Below are 16,931 nucleotides of genomic sequence, written 5' to 3' on the forward strand. Positions count from 1 at the left end.
AAAAATAGGGCAAAAAAAATGACAGAAATAATGACATCGATATCATTATTACCTATTCCGCTTGGTGTTGAAAAGAAAAAGTTGCGTAAAAGTTAACAGGTAGTCGATTGGTGATAAGCGTTTAACCGCCGTTGAACACAGGCGCATGTCGGCCTAAAAAGCGTGGGCTTCAGAACCATTCAATGTAAATTCCTAGCGTGACCAGTTCTCCCTAACTAGAAGAAACTAAATAACTTTTCCTGTTATAGCGTTCATTATTAAGCCAAACGAACGTTAATATTACGTTTTTAAGACAAAACAAATCTTGACCCTCTTTACACAATAGTGAAAGTTAGGCACTGGAAGGGAGTATTTTCCAAATCTTTAATTCTTAAAAAGGTCATAAAAATGAAACAGGGATTCACGCACACCACCAGAGCGTGTTTTGTCGGTGGATATCTCAGCCGCGCTATAAACCACGCAATTCACAATCACTGGCAAAACCGTTCTTCTATTTCTTCAGCACTTTTTCTCGCTGCTGGGGTTGCCACAACCATGATAGCGGCCCCCGCCCAGGCCCAACAAATTACTGGTAGCGTTAAAGGTACCGTAACCGCGCCGAGCGGCAGTGTTACCGTTAGCGGCGTAACCGTAACGGCAACCAGTGATGTTATGCCTAAACCGCGTACAGCGACCACACGCCCGGACGGCTCGTACAGCCTGCTCTACCTATTGCCTGGCTATTACGAACTCACATTTACCTTTGCTGATGGCTCGGTAAGAAAAACTTCAACACAGGTACTTTTGGAACAAGCGTCGGTTGTCGATTTAGCCTATCAACCAGCAGAAACCGAAGTTATCGAAATTTACGGTTCGGCCATCATTACTGAAGGCGACTCTTCGCTTTCTAACTCTTTCGGAGAAGATGTTATCTCTAACATGCCTGTCGGTCAGTCTTATCGCGAGATGCTGAAAATACTGCCAGGCGTGGAGTACACAGAAAATGGCACGCTAGGGCCGTCGGCCGGTGGCTCTGGTGTAGATAATAGTTACGCCTTAGACGGCGTAGATTTGTCATTGCCTATGTTCGGTAACCTTTCCTCTGAACCTGCAACTCACGATATCGCTTATCTTTCTGTTGACCGCGGCGGTGCCAAGGCAATTGGCTTTAACCGTGCAGGCGGGTTCTCGGTGAACTCTACCTCAAAATCCGGTACCAATGAGTTCCACGGTAGCCTAGAATATCGACTACAAAATGCTGATTTCACCGCCACGCCTGAAGATGGCGTGATCAGCGATGTAGACCAAAGCTGGATAATCGGCTCTCTGAGCGGCCCCATCATTGAAGATACCTTGTATTTTTATGGCTCTTACTACCGACCTGAAGAAACCGGCGAAGATAAAGTCACCGCTTATGGGCCAGCAAAATCGTATAAAAGTACCCGCGATGAATATTTCGGCAAGCTAACCTGGGCACCCACTGAGGAAATTTTACTGAATGCCAGCCACCGGGTATCAGATAAAGAGATCACCGGCGCTTCCATTGGTGAATTTGAAACCGATGACCGCTCCCAGGGAAGTGAATCGAAAATCAACATTACCTCGATTGACGGTTCTTGGTTAGTTGGCGATGCCTCTTCGTTCACCTTCAAGTATGCAAAATACAAAGAAGAAGGCGCGACCTTGCCGGATGTCATGCTGAACTTCACGCCCGTTATGGGCGACGCATTAGATTTAAGTGATTTAGCGAGTCAGGGCGCATTTGGCATTCAAAGTTTGCGCGACTACCCAGAGGGCGCTGATGCAGCAACAATGGCCCAATACGACCTGTTTAACAGCTATGCCCAACAATATATCAATCAGTACGGTTATGTGGGCGATGACGGTGAACTAAGCGGCGGTGGTGGTGTGGGCGTTTATCCTACTATCGATTCTGTGGAATATTCCCGTGAGTCGTTCCAGGTGGGCTTTGATACCGAACTTTACACCGGAAACCTCACCCATATGATTCACTTGGGAGCACGCTGGTCTGAACTCGGAGAAGATTTGCGCCGTGTTTCTAATGGTTGGGGGTCTATCGCTTATGTGGGTGGTTTAGGCTCTGATGGCGAAAATGATGTGTCGGATGTGTTCTATGAGGTCAGCATTGAGGCAGCCAGTTTTAATCCCGACGGTACCATTATTCCCTCGCTGAAATCCTCCTCAGAGTCGATTGATTTAGAGTTTAATGACGAAATTCAACACGGTGATTTCACCTATAACATTGGTTTCTTGCTGAGTCAGGACACCCTTTACGGGCAAGGTTTAAGAGAGAACAGTAATAACCTCTCCGGCTACGAGTTAGCTCCGGGCGAAAAGTACGAAATGTACAAAACAGACTGGAAAGATATGTTCCAGCCTCGCCTGGGCGTGAAATGGGAATACCAGGACGGCGCCAACGTGTTCGCCAACTACGCCAGTTACAACCCGAACGCCAGTTCTCTGGCCCGGGCAGCCTCCTGGGATCGCAACATCCGCGGTACCTTGTTGGTTCAATTCGATGAAAACGGTGAATATCTCGCGGCCGGAGGTGCGCCAGGCTCATCGGGCAAATTCTTTGCCGACAATTTACGCCCTCGCCGAATTGACGAGTGGACACTAGGTACATCAAAACTGCTGACTAACCAATTCTTCGTGCGTTCCCATTTACGTTATCGCTACGGTAGCCACTTCTGGGAAGATATGCCTAACGGCGCTCGCCTTTATGGCGAGTACGGCCCTGCTGGCGGCGTACCGGAAAACATTGCGGCGAAAGGTTTGTATATTCCTAACCTCGACGACATGCGGGCTGAAGTGGGCGGTTCCAGTTATGTCATTGCAGAAGTTGACGACGGTCAAACAAAATATTGGGAATGGAGTGTTGAAGGCGAATACAACAACGATAAAGTTTTTGTGAACGCCTCTTACGTGTGGAGCCACTACTATGGAAACTTCGATCAGGACAACACTTCAACCGGCAACGATGCCAACCTGTTCATTGGCTCATCGAACTATGGTGATGGTCCGGGTCGGATGCCCTGGGATTTCCGCTACGGTAACCTGGCAGGCGACAAGCCGCACAAGGTGAAAATTAACAGTACCTACACCACCGACTGGGATGGCGTATTGGGTGCGTTTTTCATCTTCCAGTCTGGCGGCGCTTGGACAGCATGGGATGGCACGCCTTACGGCTATTCCTCAAGCACAACCCGTTACGCTGAACCGGCTGGAACCCGCCGCGATGCCAGTCACTGGCAGCTCGATTTAAGTTATACCCAGTACTGGGAATTTGTGGAAGGCTACACGGCACGATTCCGTGCGGATTTGTTTAACGTGTTTGATAATCAAACCGGTTACAGTGCCAACCCGCTAGTTACCAGTGAGTTATTCGGCCAACCGCGTAACTTCTATAACCCTCGTCGCATTCAACTCGCCGTAGGTATCGAGTTCTAGTGTTTTTGCGTGTGATAAATTCAAAAACGGTCACTCAGCAGTGACCGTTTTTTATAGAGGCGCAATCGCGAACCGCAGAAGTCGATTTCATCGGTTTCTTCACTACTTCATAATTTCTGAGAATTGTGCGGGAAAATCACGCCAATCTACTAATGTGTCTTCGCCCTGCTGCGCCACATGTGTCAGGTGACTTCCGCCCACGTAATGCCGGAAATGCATACCTGCCGCTTTTGCTGCCGCCAGACCAGGGGCAGAATCTTCCAGTACCAGACAAGAAGACGGCGCAGTTTGATAACATGATGCCGCGTGTAGAAACAGATCTGGGGCAGGCTTTCCTCTTGCCACCATAGAAGCGGTAAAGATCTGCGGTTCGGTAAAGTAATGGTTTAAGCCAGATATCGACATCGCCATTTCTGTGCGCGCTGGGCTGCTGCTGGTTGCCAGTACATAAGGAACACGCAGCGATTCCAGCAATGCTGTGATGTGGGGAGTAACGGTGAGCTTCTTGGCGAATATCATTTGCAGTTCGTGAGCAAATTCATCCGTCAACGCGTCTGTCACTTCTAACTCAAAATCGTGCAGAATTTTTGCCTTAACGTGCTCCATACTTCGACCAAGAAAATGGCTCGCAAAATACGCACTATCGATGTGGATTCCTCTAGCAGAGAGTATTTGAACCCACACCTGCAAACTCAGCACTTCGCTATCTATCAGCACACCGTCGCAGTCAAAAATGACCAGTTCAATTTGTTCCATTTCGCATCCTGTTCAGTTTGAAATAGCTTCAGACTTCACCGTTAAAGCAAAAAGCAGCCGGGGTGCAGTGTATCTAAAAATAATTTTTACATCAGCCCCAAATCTCGAGCCGCACCATTAAAAATGAAATAAAAACCCACATAATCAGCCCAGTAACTGAAAACACTTTCATCTGCATTTAGTAGTTTAGTTTGTGAAACCCGCCAAACATGTTAATGCGCTGTTGACACATTAACACCATACTGAGAATATGCCCACATCGATGGCATATGCCCAAGCAATCATATTGAAGACCTAAATTTGTATCAGGTTGAGTTCTCACTATGGTTATTGAGGGCCAGCGCTGAATAAAAAGAGAACTACCAGTGGAAGTTAACAATGCAGAATTCTCAAACCGATCTACATCAGATTGAAGAAGAACAACTCCCCGTTGCACAACATAAGCTTAAAGGCTGGCGGCACTTTCTCGGGCTTTATGCCGGTGAACACGTCGCTGCTTCAGAATTTGTATTTGGCGCCACCTTTGTTGCGCTTGGTGCATCTATGACCGATATTTTATTGGGCTTGCTAATCGGCAATATACTTGCCGTGTTGAGCTGGACATTTATCACCACCCCAATCGCTGTGGAAACCCGTCTTAGCTTGTATACCTACCTGCAAAAAATTGCTGGAAGTTCCATGACGCGGCTCTATAACTGGGCCAATGTAATTATTTTCACCGTCATTTCGGCAGCAATGATTACCGTGTCCGCCACGGCGGTTCGCTTCGCACTGAATATTCCGGCGCAACTTAACTGGTACCCAACCAATGCCTGGTTTGTATTGGTTGTACTGGCTGTAGGCATTATCGTGGTATTGGTTGCCATGTACGGATTCAATGCGGTATCTAACTTTTCCGGCATTTGTGCGCCTTGGCTTTTCGTGATGTTTATTTGCGGGCCGTTAGTACTGATGCCTGAATTGGCCAACGCTGTTATCGGGCAAACGACCATTTCCGGTTGGTCTGACTTTATGCACATTGGCAGTGTTTCTGTGTGGACTGGCGTTGATGCCAGCGGCCAACCGGGCATTGGGTTAATGGAAGTGATCGGTTTTTCCTGGGCGGCGAATACCATTACCCATTTTGGCCTTATCGATATGGCGTTACTGCGCTACGCACGTAAACGTAGCTATGGTTTATGTACTTCTGCTGGCATGTTATTCGGCCATTATATTGCCTGGATATCCGCAGGTATCATGGGCGCAGGAACCGCAATACTGGTGCAGAAATCCATCGTTGAACTCGACCCGGGTGACGTGGCGTTTCATGCGCTTGGTTTGTCGGGCCTGGTGATTGTAATCGTTGCAGGATGGACCACAGCGAATGCAAACCTTTATCGCGCCGGCCTGGCTGCACAAGCTATTTTCACTAATCATTCTCGTAACCGTACAACATTTATTGTTGGTCTGGTGACCGTTGTTATTGCTTGTTTCCCCTTTGTATTTACCAAGCTATTGCCACTGCTCACTTACGCAGGACTACTGGTGGTGCCCGTTGGCGCCATTGTATTTGCCGAGCACTTTTTGTTTCCTAAACTCGGTATGACACGCTACTGGGCCAGTTATAAAAAGCTCAATCACAGCACGCCAGCCGTTGCAGCGTGGGCGTTAGGACTGGTATTCGGATTCGGCTTAAATGTGCTGGATGTCATTTCGTTCTACTATTTATTCCTGCCTACGTGGGTGTTCACCATTGGTGTTTATATCTTCTTAGCCAGAAAGTATGGCGCTAAAGAGTCGTATTCCGCAGAACAAGCAGAAATGGAAGCTTTCGACCAACGTGTTGAAGTACATCAGGCAAAGCAAGCCGCTGCCGAACCCACAATCCAGGAGGATACGTCAGCGCTTACCCGTCTACTCAGCACGGTATCAGTAGGCAGTTTACTGGTTACCCTGGCGCTAGCCGTCAATACGATGTTTTTATCACCCGACATGCAGGACTATGCATCGAACCGCAGCCTCTTCTTCTCTATCGGCTTTGCTTGCACGGTAAGCTATTTTGTGACCGCTTATTGGGCGATGAAACGCAGACAGCAGCAGGCCACAGCTTCACAACAGGATTTCGTTAATGCCACTCACTCTAAATAACCAAAATCTTCATCAACTACCGGCACACATTAAAGTGCCGGAGTATAATCGCGAAACCCTCAAACCCGGTATCGTACATGTGGGCGTAGGCGGCTTTCACCGATCTCATGAAGCGTTTTATACCGACAACTATATGTCTGTGACTGGCGATACGCAGTGGGGCATTTGTGGCGTAGGTTTGCGCGAAGGGGACCGGAAACTAAAACAATGTCTAGAACAACAAGATTACCTGTATTCACTGCTTATTAAACATCCTGATGGACAAAGAGACGTTCAGGTTATTGGCTGTTTGACAGATTTTCTGATTGGGCCGGACAACCCTGCTGCCGTTATCGAAACTATGGCCGCCCCTGACACTAAAATTGTGTCGCTTACCATCACCGAAGGTGGCTACAACTTTAATCCGGCAACAGGCGAATTTGATTTCTCAAACCCAGATGTCAAACACGACATTGCGCATCCAGAGTCACCGCGTCTCGTATTTGGTTATTTGGCCGCGGCATTGAAACTCCGGCGCGATCGCAACCAGAAACCATTCACCGTGCAATCCTGCGATAACATTCAACACAACGGGCATGTTACCCAAAAAATGCTGACCAGCTACATCAGTGCTTTCGACGAAGAATTGGCTGATTGGGTTTCAAACAATGTATGTTTTCCTAACGCCATGGTTGATCGTATCACCCCCGCGACAACACCCGCAGTAATCAGTGAATTGCAGGAATGCGGCATTGATGATGCCTGGCCGGTCACCTGCGAGCCATTTCATCAATGGATAATTGAAGACAGTTTTAATACTGGGCGCCCTGGTTGGGAACGCTGCGGCGCGCAACTCGTCGATGATGTAACCCCTTATGAAACTATGAAGATTCGCTTGCTTAATGCCGGCCACACAGTGCTTGGCATTTCAGGTTCTTTACACGGCTACAGCACTATAAATGAAACCGTAAGCGACCCGCTTTTTGCCCGTTTTCTACGAGTGTTTATGGATACTGAAGCCACACCGGTTCTTCAACCCGTTCCCGGCATCGATTTAACAGCGTACAAAGATACTCTGCTTACCCGGTTCAGCAATCCAAATATTAAAGATCACCTAAGTCGCATTTGTTCTGAAAGCTCGTCGAAGTTTGCCACCTTTCTGGTACCAACGATTAAAGAAAACCTTGCATCAGGTGGTAACGCGCACTGTGCCGCATTCATTGTTGCTGCCTGGTGTCGGTATAGTTATGCTGGTAAAGATCAGCACGGAAGTCCGCTCGAGATTATTGATGTTCAAGCCAGCAAGCTAGAGCAGTTTGCAGTATTGAGTAAAGATGATCCGCTGATATTTCTGCGTCAGAAAGAAATTTTTGGTGAACTGGCAGAATACCCAGCCTTTGCAAAGTTGTACGCGGGCTTTCTCAGTCAGTTAAACAATGATGCTTCGGTAGCCGCGATAATGCAGGCCATAGTCACTGCGTCACAATCGACTCATCTAGAAAGTCACGGATAATTACAGGAATTACAATGAGAGTATCAGTCGCCGTTTTTGGTGAAGCCCTCTTTGACATGATTGAACAGGAAAATGGAAGCTACAAGCCATACATTGGCGGCTCACCTTACAATGTTGCCCGTAGCTTCGTCCGTCAGGGATTAGAAAGTCACTATTTGTCTCCCATTTCAACTGACAAACTGGGCGAAAAAATCTACCAGTCTGCTTTGGACGACGGTATAAAACTCCCCGAAGCATTTCGGTCCGAGCGAAATACTTCCCTGGCCCTCGTTTACAAAGACGAGCATGGAAAACCAGATTATCGACTATATCGAAAAGCGGTTGCAGATTTAGACGTAACTCCGGAGCAATTACTCGACGTTCTGCCAGACACCCTAGCGCTCTTTCACACCGGGTCATTAGCATTGGTTCCTGAAATGCTCAACAGTCTGATTCCTGTAGTAAAAAAGCTTAAACAACAGGGTGTTAAAATAAGTATTGATGTGAATGTACGCAAAGGCGTAGAAGCGAATCATCAGGAATACATCGCTTCAATTTGGCGTTTTGTTGAATTTGCTGACATCGTGAAAGTTAGCGATGAAGATTTGTTGCTAAAAGGTTTATATGGCGAACCCGAATTTCATGCCCGCAGTATGCTAAAGCGAATGGAAAATGGGATTGTCGTGCTGACCCTCGGTGAAGGCGGGTCGCAATTATTCACCGACAGCACACACCTCAAACAAAGCGTAATTTCACCCGATGATATGGGTGACACGGTAGGCGCTGGCGATACTTACTTCTCGGCATTGGTAGCTTATTTGCTCAAGCGCGATGCGCTTACCCCTGATGCACCAGAGGAAGTTTTGCAGGAAGCGTTAAAGTATGGTGCCATGGCGGCGTGTCTGAACGTGGCTCAAATTGGCTGTCATCCGCCATCAGAAAGTGACGTAATTAATGCGCTGGAACACGATTAATTTCGTATCTAAAAGGGCCACGTTAAAAGGTGGCCCTATTTGATTAGTTAAAGCTGAAGTTACGCCTCTTAGCACTCAGGCATTGTCGAAGACTTCTGCCAATGCTTCGGCAACGCGTATTCCGTCGATACCTGCAGACCAGATCCCGCCTGCGTATCCAGCACCCTCGCCGGCTGGGAACAAGCCTTTTACGTTAATGCTCTGATAATCTTTTCCGCGTTTAATACATACCGGGGAAGACGTACGAGTTTCAACGCCGGTGAGCGTGCCTTCCGCTTTCGCAAAACCTTTGATTTGGCGATCGAACGCGGGGATTGCTTCGCGAATTGCTGCAGTAACGTAGTCAGGAACAACTTTGCTTAAATCGGTTAACGTTACACCCGGCGTATAAGACGGCGTTACTTCACCTAATTCGGAGCTGGGTTTACCTGCCAGGAAATCGCCGATTAATTGGCCTGGCGCGTTATAATTTTCACCGCCCGCTTTATAAGCTAATTCTTCCAAACTGCGCTGCAACGCAATGCCTGCAAGAGGGTGTCCCGGATAATCTTCTTCCGGCGTGATCCCTACCACAATCGCACTATTGGCATTTCTTTCATGACGAGAGTATTGGCTCATACCGTTGGTAACCACTCTTCCCGGCTCTGAAGCCGCAGCAACCACGGTGCCGCCCGGACACATACAGAAGCTGTAAACCGTGCGGCCATTTTTGCAATGATGTACAAGTTTATAATCGGCAGCACCAAGGATCGGGTTTCCGGCATTATCACCAAAACGGCACTGGTCAATCATGCTCTGCTCATGTTCGATTCGAAATCCGATTGAGAACGGTTTGGCTTCGATGTACACGCCCTGTTCATATAGATTTTCGAAGGTGTCGCGGGCACTGTGCCCCAGAGCCAGAATGACTTGTTTACACGCCAAATAGCCACCATCGTTTAAATGCAAACCTTTCACCGAAAGCTCACCGTCAGTTTCATCCATATCAAGCTTTTCAACCCGCGTGGAAAAACGGATCTCACCGCCTAAATCAATGATTTGCTGACGCATCTTTTCTACCATGCTCACCAGCTTGAAGGTACCAATGTGCGGTTTGCTCACATACAGGATTTCTTCCGGCGCCCCCGCATCAACAAACTCTTTTAATACCTTACGGCCATAGTGTTTGCGGTCTTTAACCTGGCTGTAGAGCTTTCCGTCGGAGAACGTACCCGCACCGCCCTCACCAAACTGTACATTGGATTCCGGATTCAAAGGCTGCTTACGCCAAAATCCGAACGTGTCTTTGGTACGCTCACGCACGGCTTTTCCCCGTTCCACCACAATAGGTTTATACCCCATTTGTGCAAGAATGAGGGCAGCAAAAATGCCGCATGGCCCCAGCCCCACAACAACCGGTCTGTTATTCAGGTTTTCAGGTGCCTGAGCGACAAATTTGTAAGTCATATCCGGTGTTACGCGCACCTGAGGATCGCGGTCAAACTTCTCCAGCAGAATCGCCTCATTGTTTACCGCTACATCAACCGTATAAATAAGCTGAATGTCTTTGTTATTGCGGGCGTCGTAACCCCGCTTAAACACGCTGATTTCGGTGAGTTGATCGGCAGCAATACCGAGTTTCGCTAAAATAGCTTCACTCAGTGCAGATTCATCATGGTTTAGGGGAAGTTTTATATCGGTTAAACGTAACATGGGGGAAGATCCTAATTTGCCGGACAGCCTGTCTGTCAGAGCCCGCATAGTGTAATGCAGATGCCGTCGTTGGGATAGCCATACAATGGCAATTGTCTTTCGATCCTGCGCCAGAACCCTTATAATTCGGCCAAATTGAGCTTTTTACTTATTTGATAATGACGTTTGTAGTGACTGACAACTGTGTGAAATGCAAATACACCGACTGTGTAGCAGTTTGCCCGGTTGATGCTTTCTTTGAAGGGCCAAATTTTCTGGCCATCGACCCGGCTATTTGTATTGATTGCGCATTGTGTGTGCCTGAGTGCCCGGCAGAAGCGATTATTCAGGATACCCATTTAACCGATGAGCAAAAGCCATACCTCGCCATTAACGCCGAGCTTAGTCAGCAGTGGCCGAATATCACCGAAGTGATCCCGCCCCCGGAAGACGCAGACAGTTGGAATGGTGTACCAGACAAACTGCCCTTGCTAGAAAAGTAAAGCGCGATCAATCCGAAAGCTAACCTTTAAAGCCTGTCGCCACCAAATACACCTCACGTGAACGTGGACGGGAAGCTGCAGGTTTACGCACAATCACTTTATTGAAAGACGAACGTACATCCTTCACATATTCGTCGTAGCCCACACCCTGGAACACTTTGGCGCAAAAACTACCACCCGGTTTTAATACGTTTCTCGCCATGTCTAAAGCCAGTTCGACCAAATACATAGACGCATACTGGTCGGTGGTGTTCACGCCACTCATATTTGGCGCCATATCTGAAATAACCACATCAACGCGGTCGTCACCCAGGGTTTGTAAAATGTTGTCGTACACGGCTTCGTCGGTAAAATCACCCTGAATAAAATCGACACCGATGATGCTGTCCATGGGCAAAATGTCGGAGGCGATAACACGGCCGTTATCCCCAACAATGGGAGCAACAATTTGCGACCAACCGCCTGGCGCTGAACCTAAATCCATTACCACGCTGCCTGCGCGAAACAACTTATCTTTTTCGTTGATTTCGAGAAGTTTATAACTCGCTCTGGAACGGTACCCGTCTGCCTGTGCTTTTTTCACATAGGGATCGTTTACGTGTTCTTCCATCCATTTTTTACTGGTTTTTGAGCGGGCCATATTTACTCTGCGGTTACGGGTTTAAAATCGGCGTTTATTGTAATCATGCATGCCGGTTTTGCAAATGACACACAACAATAATCTTTCAGAGGCCGCCTGACTTAAGCGCTGGAACAGGCTACAATGCGCGCCATCTTTACTGCATTTATCACTGTTGCCCGGAATTACCTCCACTATGAAATTAGACGACGTCAAAAAACTGCACCAAAAAAAGTACCGCTCGCAGTTTGGGTTTTACTTAGTGGAAGGGGAACATCTGATTCAGGAGCTGAAACAATCACCGCTGAAACCTGCTGCCGTAACCCTGTATGCCACAGAAGACTGGTTAAGCCGCGGGCAATCGCTGGCCGACGGGTTTGATGTAGTCTCCATCACCGATCGCCAGATGGCAGCATTAAGCGACACGAAAACGCCCCAGGGCGTCATCGCCCGCGTTCCCCTACCCGGCTTGTCTATCGCGCAAGGTAACGGCAATGAACGTTGCGTTTACCTGCATGAAATTCAGGACCCCGGTAACCTTGGCACCATTCTTCGCTCACTGGCCTGGTTCGGTAACTTTCGTCTTCTTCTGAGCCCCAACAGCGTCGACCCATTTAACTCCAAAGCCGTTCGCGCCAGCATGGGAGCCATTTTCCATATGCCCGTGGAAATGGATATCACCCTGGCGGAACTGGAAAACCGGTTTAGCCGCTTCGCGTATTTAGATTTGCAGGGAACGCCCATCAATGATGATTCTTTCAAAGATTATTCTTGTTATTTATTCGGCAACGAAGCCCGCGGGGTGCCGCTAGAAGCGTTACAGCAAACCAATGCAGATGCCTTCACCATTGCAGGTAGCGGCAACATCGAATCGCTGAATTTAGGCAGTGCAGTAGGTATTTGTGCGTATCAACTGTCGAGCAGTTAAACTAAACTAGCCGGTTTACCTGACGATAAACCGACTGAAAATGTGGGTGTAGGTGTGGATCTAATTTAGTTTTTCAGCGTCAGCGGAAATTGTTCGAAAGACACACCAGCATGACCTGTAACCATAAAATTGCGAATATTAGCGTGGTCATCACCTTCAGGGTGCTGAAGTACATCGTCACGATAGAATGCACCAAACAGTGCCAGCGTCTGCGCTTCAGACAACTTTAAGTGCTGACCCAATGCCAGTAACTTGCAAGAACCGTTGTTAGTATTCGCCACATTCGTCACTTCACCATTGGTAAAGTTGGTCGGCGTGAAGATAAAGCTGCTGTCGACAAGCGCAATCACGTCAGCAAACTCAATGGTTTCCGGCGTACTTTCACACTGAGCCACCAACTCATCCAGACTGTTATAAGCCATTTCAAACTCCGCTATTTTCAAAAATCCGCGGCATTATGGCGGATTTAAGGGGGAGTTGCAGCTTTTGATAAGGACACAAGCCGGGCTAAGCTTTTCCTTTCATTTTGAGACTCGCTTCTTTGATGTATGGACCAACAGCTTTTTCCAGCTTAATTAAAGAAGCGTTCATCCAGGTGATAATGCGCTCCCAATTTTTCTCGTCATGCCCATTGATAAAGAGCACACTCTGAATCTTGCTCGCTTTTTTGTCGTTCGCGCGAATCCAACAGAGCTCTTCGCCAAATGCCTCCTCTATGTGCTCTTTATGCTCTAACAGGTCATCGTAAATTGTTTTATTTTCTTCCGCGATAAAACGTCGCATACCTATTTCCACAATCGCGCAATCAATTTTCAATTCCAGCCCATAAGGACAATCACGAAGACCTGAACCGGCATTCAGCCAGTAGTCTTTCGCGGGGCTTATGTTAGAAAAAACTGAACTTGGACCATCCTTCAACACCGGTAGAGCCTTGGTCCAAAATGCAAGGCGCATTTTATGTCGTCCCTTCTGCTTTCTTTCCGTGAGCTTTTCTTCCACTTCTTTCGAAGATATACCAATCATAAACTCTTCGGCTTCAGGGGTCGGAATGATTTGCTCAACATTTAAAAATAACTGCTCGTGTTTTTTCTCTGCTAGCTCAACGCTCATTTCAAAGGGTGTCACTTTGAAACATTGCAGTTGTATTCCGTGACTTAAGAGCCATAGAGCAGTACTTGTTACTTCCTTTCGAAAGTTAGCGGCGACAAAAACAAGACGCTGTGCATTACCGGAATTAACGACAATTTCACCAATATCAGGTACATCGAAAAAATCACAGATTAGCTCTTCAGCGTTCCCACCAGCACAGTAACGATTCAAATAACTTTGGTAGATATCGATAATTTGGTTTTTACTTAAACTTGAGCAATATGAGGCATACTTAAGCGCCTGCCACATCACATCTCTTCCCGTATCATCGAGTTTATTTTCGATGACAACCAGGTTCCCATCTTTATCGAGTGCGAGCAGGTCTAAACGCTCTCGGGTGTCATCAAAACCATCAAACTCTTTTTGAATAATGAGTAGTTCTTCGCCAAACGCAGTTGGCTCATTGGCTAACCATTCCTGAAGATGATTTCGCTCAGTAAAACCTAACTCACTGAACCGTCTGCTTTGCAAAGGGCTGATCCTGTTTGCATTACGGTTAATTTCGTACACGCAACCTTATCCTTGTTCTAACGTAACTTATTAGGGCAAATCTCTTAAATCGGCTTTAGCTTTAAAAAAATGAACTTGAACATATCATGGCGAAAGTGAGCTCAAAAAAGCAAAACTGAAATGTGCTTAACAGAGAATTGTCGAGAGAACTGAACTTTTATTGTTGAGGAGCTTGAATGTCAAGCTGAATGCGGGGAAGAGAATAGATTGGTCGGTGTGAGAGGATTTGAACCTCCGACCCCTGACACCCCATGACAGTGCGCTACCAAGCTGCGCCACACACCGACCGAAAGAGCCGACAAGTCTACTCATTTTTGCCTACATTGCAACGACATTTATGACTAAACTTGTTCGAGCGATTATTTGCTGAACAATCCGTTGATTCCCTTCACCTATTTACCGTTGTCGTTGGCTGCTATCGGTAATGTGCGATTGCCCTTATGACACACTGTTCCTCTGCAAAGGGCGAGTTATAGCTCGCCATTTTTCACTTTCTGAGCCGCATAGGCAGCCGCCCTTGCGGTAAATGCCATATAGGTGAGTGACGGGTTCTGGTTTGCCGATGAACTCATTGCTGCACCGTCGGTGATAAACAAGTTAGGTACATCGTGGGTTTGATTCCACTTATTAACCACCGATGTGTTTGAATCGTACCCCATTCTAGCCCCTCCCATTTCATGCACCGCACTACCGCCATGTTCAGGTTCGGAAAATGAAGCAAGGATCTTGCTGTCGAGTTGCCCCAACATGTTTTTTGCTTCTGTCGCGGCATCAGCCAGCAGCTTTCGTTCATTTTCGCCATGGTGCAGATGAATGCTCAATTGGCGAAGCCCCCATTTATCGGTTTTGTCAGATAATGTCACCCGGTTAGACGCTACCGGTAAACTTTCTGCGAAAGCCACCATCAGCAATCGCCATTTCCCCTGCGCGGTAAGCTTTTGCTTCAATTCATCACCAATTCCAGCACCCCGGGCGGCCTGCTTCCAATTGGCACGGAAACCAACGCCTTGATAACTGTAGCCACGTAAGAATGAACTTTTCTCTGCGCCAACATTTCTAAACCGGGGAATGATGAAATTCGACGGGCGGTTACCAAAGTAACTCCGCTCTTGCAGTTGGTTTAATTCAGCAGAAATACTCAAGGTAGTGGCATGGTCCATGATGTATTTACCTAGCGTACCACTAGAGTTGGCCAGCCCTTGCGGAAAGCTCTCGCTCACTGAACGAAGTAAAATACCGACTGAATTAAACGATGAGGCGTTCAAGAAAAATAACTTTGCCGAGAAGGATCTACGCTTACCAGTATTTGCATCGATGCAGTGCACTGCTGATGCGCGCTTGCTTTTACTGTCGTATTCAATGCGATCCACAATGGTGTCTGTGAGCACTGTCAGCCTGCCGGTTTTTTGAGCTGCAGGTAATGTACTGCTTTGTGTAGAGAAGTAAGCCCCGAAACTGCAACCTCGATGACAGATATACCGGAACTGACACGGTGAGCGACCTGGCTTGGCTTCGGTTAAATTCGCCGAACGTCCGGGGATCAGTTTTCTGTCTTGGTAATGGGTGGCAATGCTGTCTGCAAGTAATTGTTCAGCTGCACTCAGTGGCATTGGCGGTTGAAAAATGCCGTCCGGTAATTGCGCCAATCCTTCCATGGTCCCATTCACGCCAATAAAAGACTCGACATGATCATACCAGGGTTTTAAATCCTGATACCGTACTGGCCAGTCGGTACCGTAACCGTCTTTCTGATTCGCACCAAAATCAATGTCACTCCAACGGTAGCATTGCCTGCCCCATGTTAGAGAGCGGCCACCTAATTGATATCCTCGACGCCATTGGAATGGTGCTTCTGCATCAGTTTGGTAAGGATGGTCGGCGTCTTTAACAAAATTAGGCATAGACCATTCATCAAAGTTGGTACCGCGACGTTGAACGGCATAATCCTGCTGCAGCATTTTCGGATTATTAAAGCCTCGGAATGGCATCTCCCAAGGGGCTTTGAATTCGGTGGTATAGTCTTTGCGGTGCTCAACCATTCTGCCCCGTTCAAGCAACAATACCGTCAATCCACGTTCTGTTAATTCTTTTGCTGCCCAGCCACCTGAAATGCCCGAGCCCACTACAATTGCATCATAACTATTTTTCATGAGAACCACATTGCTAGCCAATCGTTATAGAAAATTTGCGCTTTTTCTGCGGGAATATCGGGTAGCCATTGCGCGGGAACCGGAGCGTAATGCAGTAACTTTCCTGCACCATCTTGTGAGCTACAAAACGCTGTTATCAGCGCACTTTTAAGCACAATCCAGTCATCACTATCCTGCGGAGGAGCTGCACCGAAGCACTCTTCATCCAATGCCAATAGCCGGCTAAAAAGCGCTTCTTTAGTTGCGGTTTCTACAGGGCCCCCAACCCAATTTTCTATAAGTAAGATGCTTCGGCCAATTTGACTCACCGATAATTCCTGCCATCCGGAAGAAACAACGCCGGCGATAAAGTTACCCGGCAACGTCTTCTCCGAACCAGGCACCAAAATGGAAGCAATAACGTTGAGTTTGGCGATCCACTCCTGCGATAGTGCCGACTCTGCAGTATCTTTTTGAACCGTTCCTGCTACCGCTTTAATAACGCCAGGCGTCATTGTCATAATGAACGCTGCACCGATGAACCGCCTGCGGGTGAGTGATTTTCTAGTTAAATCCATATTCACTTCTCTACTGGTTTTATATCTATATCTACGTGACATGCTGATAAATGTAAAGCTTTACAT

The 16,931-nt window shown here is 47.5% G+C and carries 13 protein-coding genes and 1 tRNA gene; 6 read left to right on the top strand and 8 right to left on the bottom strand.

Going from position 1 to position 16,931, the window contains the following annotated elements:
* The first annotated feature begins 387 nt into the window (after positions 1-387).
* Entirely contained in the window at positions 388-3,450 is a 3,063-nt protein-coding gene (locus ACXAGX_RS13950) for a TonB-dependent receptor (RefSeq protein WP_474819351.1), read from the top strand.
* Between the two features lie 102 nt (positions 3,451-3,552).
* Here the strand turns inward: ACXAGX_RS13950 and ACXAGX_RS13955 are convergent, their stop codons facing one another.
* On the bottom strand, positions 3,553-4,206 hold the full coding sequence (locus tag ACXAGX_RS13955) for an HAD family hydrolase (protein WP_474839029.1): 654 nt from the start codon (positions 4,204-4,206) through the stop codon (positions 3,553-3,555).
* A 378-nt stretch (positions 4,207-4,584) separates the two neighbouring features.
* Between ACXAGX_RS13955 and ACXAGX_RS13960 the strand changes: the two genes are divergently transcribed.
* From ACXAGX_RS13960 to ACXAGX_RS13970, 3 genes are read left to right on the top strand one after another with little or no spacing between them, the layout of a single operon-like run.
* The gene (locus ACXAGX_RS13960) at positions 4,585-6,333 is read left to right on the top strand and encodes a purine-cytosine permease family protein (RefSeq protein ID WP_474839031.1); all 1,749 of its coding nucleotides are present in this window, start codon (positions 4,585-4,587) and stop codon (positions 6,331-6,333) included.
* Complete coding sequence (locus ACXAGX_RS13965) at positions 6,314-7,825, top strand: mannitol dehydrogenase family protein (RefSeq protein ID WP_474839033.1); 1,512 nt, start codon at positions 6,314-6,316, stop codon at positions 7,823-7,825. Before ACXAGX_RS13960 ends, ACXAGX_RS13965 begins: the two co-directional genes overlap by 20 nt.
* A gap of 14 nt (positions 7,826-7,839) precedes the next feature.
* Positions 7,840-8,778 (top strand): carbohydrate kinase family protein, encoded by a 939-nt coding sequence (locus tag ACXAGX_RS13970; protein WP_474819337.1) that lies wholly within the window; start codon positions 7,840-7,842, stop codon positions 8,776-8,778.
* A 75-nt stretch (positions 8,779-8,853) separates the two neighbouring features.
* On the opposite strand, the gene ACXAGX_RS13975 is transcribed toward ACXAGX_RS13970, so the two are convergent.
* A complete protein-coding gene (locus ACXAGX_RS13975) occupies positions 8,854-10,470 on the bottom strand; it encodes an NAD(P)/FAD-dependent oxidoreductase (RefSeq protein WP_474839035.1) in 1,617 nt (538 codons plus the stop codon).
* 158 nt (positions 10,471-10,628) lie between these two features.
* On the opposite strand from ACXAGX_RS13975, the gene fdxA reads away from it, so the two are divergent.
* On the top strand, positions 10,629-10,952 hold the full coding sequence (gene fdxA / locus ACXAGX_RS13980; protein WP_070125328.1) for a ferredoxin FdxA: 324 nt from the start codon (positions 10,629-10,631) through the stop codon (positions 10,950-10,952).
* 19 nt (positions 10,953-10,971) lie between these two features.
* Here the strand turns inward: fdxA and rlmE are convergent, their stop codons facing one another.
* A complete protein-coding gene (rlmE, locus tag ACXAGX_RS13985; RefSeq protein ID WP_070125329.1) occupies positions 10,972-11,592 on the bottom strand; it encodes a 23S rRNA (uridine(2552)-2'-O)-methyltransferase RlmE in 621 nt (206 codons plus the stop codon).
* A gap of 175 nt (positions 11,593-11,767) precedes the next feature.
* Here rlmE and ACXAGX_RS13990 point away from each other — a divergent pair, with 175 nt between their 5' ends.
* Positions 11,768-12,499, top strand: coding sequence for a TrmH family RNA methyltransferase (locus tag ACXAGX_RS13990; RefSeq protein WP_474839038.1), 732 nt, complete (start codon positions 11,768-11,770; stop codon positions 12,497-12,499).
* 65 nt (positions 12,500-12,564) lie between these two features.
* Here ACXAGX_RS13990 and ACXAGX_RS13995 read toward each other — a convergent pair whose 3' ends face one another.
* The 5 genes from ACXAGX_RS13995 to ACXAGX_RS14015 all read right to left on the bottom strand — a co-directional run bounded on the left by ACXAGX_RS13995 (position 12,565) and on the right by ACXAGX_RS14015 (position 16,865).
* Complete coding sequence (locus tag ACXAGX_RS13995; protein ID WP_474839040.1) at positions 12,565-12,921, bottom strand: HopJ type III effector protein; 357 nt, start codon at positions 12,919-12,921, stop codon at positions 12,565-12,567.
* An 85-nt stretch (positions 12,922-13,006) separates the two neighbouring features.
* Positions 13,007-14,158, bottom strand: coding sequence for a DUF4268 domain-containing protein (locus ACXAGX_RS14000; RefSeq protein ID WP_474839042.1), 1,152 nt, complete (start codon positions 14,156-14,158; stop codon positions 13,007-13,009).
* 208 nt (positions 14,159-14,366) lie between these two features.
* Positions 14,367-14,443 (bottom strand) — tRNA-Pro (locus ACXAGX_RS14005).
* A gap of 185 nt (positions 14,444-14,628) precedes the next feature.
* Positions 14,629-16,308 (bottom strand): GMC oxidoreductase, encoded by a 1,680-nt coding sequence (locus tag ACXAGX_RS14010; protein WP_474839044.1) that lies wholly within the window; start codon positions 16,306-16,308, stop codon positions 14,629-14,631.
* Entirely contained in the window at positions 16,305-16,865 is a 561-nt protein-coding gene (locus tag ACXAGX_RS14015) for a hypothetical protein (protein ID WP_474839046.1), read from the bottom strand. Before ACXAGX_RS14015 ends, ACXAGX_RS14010 begins: the two co-directional genes overlap by 4 nt.
* Positions 16,866-16,931 lie beyond the last annotated feature (66 nt).

The organism is Alteromonas sp. ABV4_515 (assembly GCF_056160345.1).

Bases quoted from the DNA above. Each gene is read 5' to 3' on its own strand.
- ACXAGX_RS13950 (WP_474819351.1), top strand. From the start codon at position 388: ATGAAACAGGGATTCACGCACACCACCAGAGCGTGTTTTGTCGGTGGA.
- ACXAGX_RS13955 (WP_474839029.1), bottom strand. From the start codon at position 4,206: ATGGAACAAATTGAACTGGTCATTTTTGACTGCGACGGTGTGCTGATA.
- ACXAGX_RS13960 (WP_474839031.1), top strand. From the start codon at position 4,585: ATGCAGAATTCTCAAACCGATCTACATCAGATTGAAGAAGAACAACTC.
- ACXAGX_RS13965 (WP_474839033.1), top strand. From the start codon at position 6,314: ATGCCACTCACTCTAAATAACCAAAATCTTCATCAACTACCGGCACAC.
- ACXAGX_RS13970 (WP_474819337.1), top strand. From the start codon at position 7,840: ATGAGAGTATCAGTCGCCGTTTTTGGTGAAGCCCTCTTTGACATGATT.
- ACXAGX_RS13975 (WP_474839035.1), bottom strand. From the start codon at position 10,470: ATGTTACGTTTAACCGATATAAAACTTCCCCTAAACCATGATGAATCT.
- fdxA (WP_070125328.1), top strand. From the start codon at position 10,629: ATGACGTTTGTAGTGACTGACAACTGTGTGAAATGCAAATACACCGAC.
- rlmE (WP_070125329.1), bottom strand. From the start codon at position 11,592: ATGGCCCGCTCAAAAACCAGTAAAAAATGGATGGAAGAACACGTAAAC.
- ACXAGX_RS13990 (WP_474839038.1), top strand. From the start codon at position 11,768: ATGAAATTAGACGACGTCAAAAAACTGCACCAAAAAAAGTACCGCTCG.
- ACXAGX_RS13995 (WP_474839040.1), bottom strand. From the start codon at position 12,921: ATGGCTTATAACAGTCTGGATGAGTTGGTGGCTCAGTGTGAAAGTACG.
- ACXAGX_RS14010 (WP_474839044.1), bottom strand. From the start codon at position 16,308: ATGAAAAATAGTTATGATGCAATTGTAGTGGGCTCGGGCATTTCAGGT.
- ACXAGX_RS14015 (WP_474839046.1), bottom strand. From the start codon at position 16,865: ATGGATTTAACTAGAAAATCACTCACCCGCAGGCGGTTCATCGGTGCA.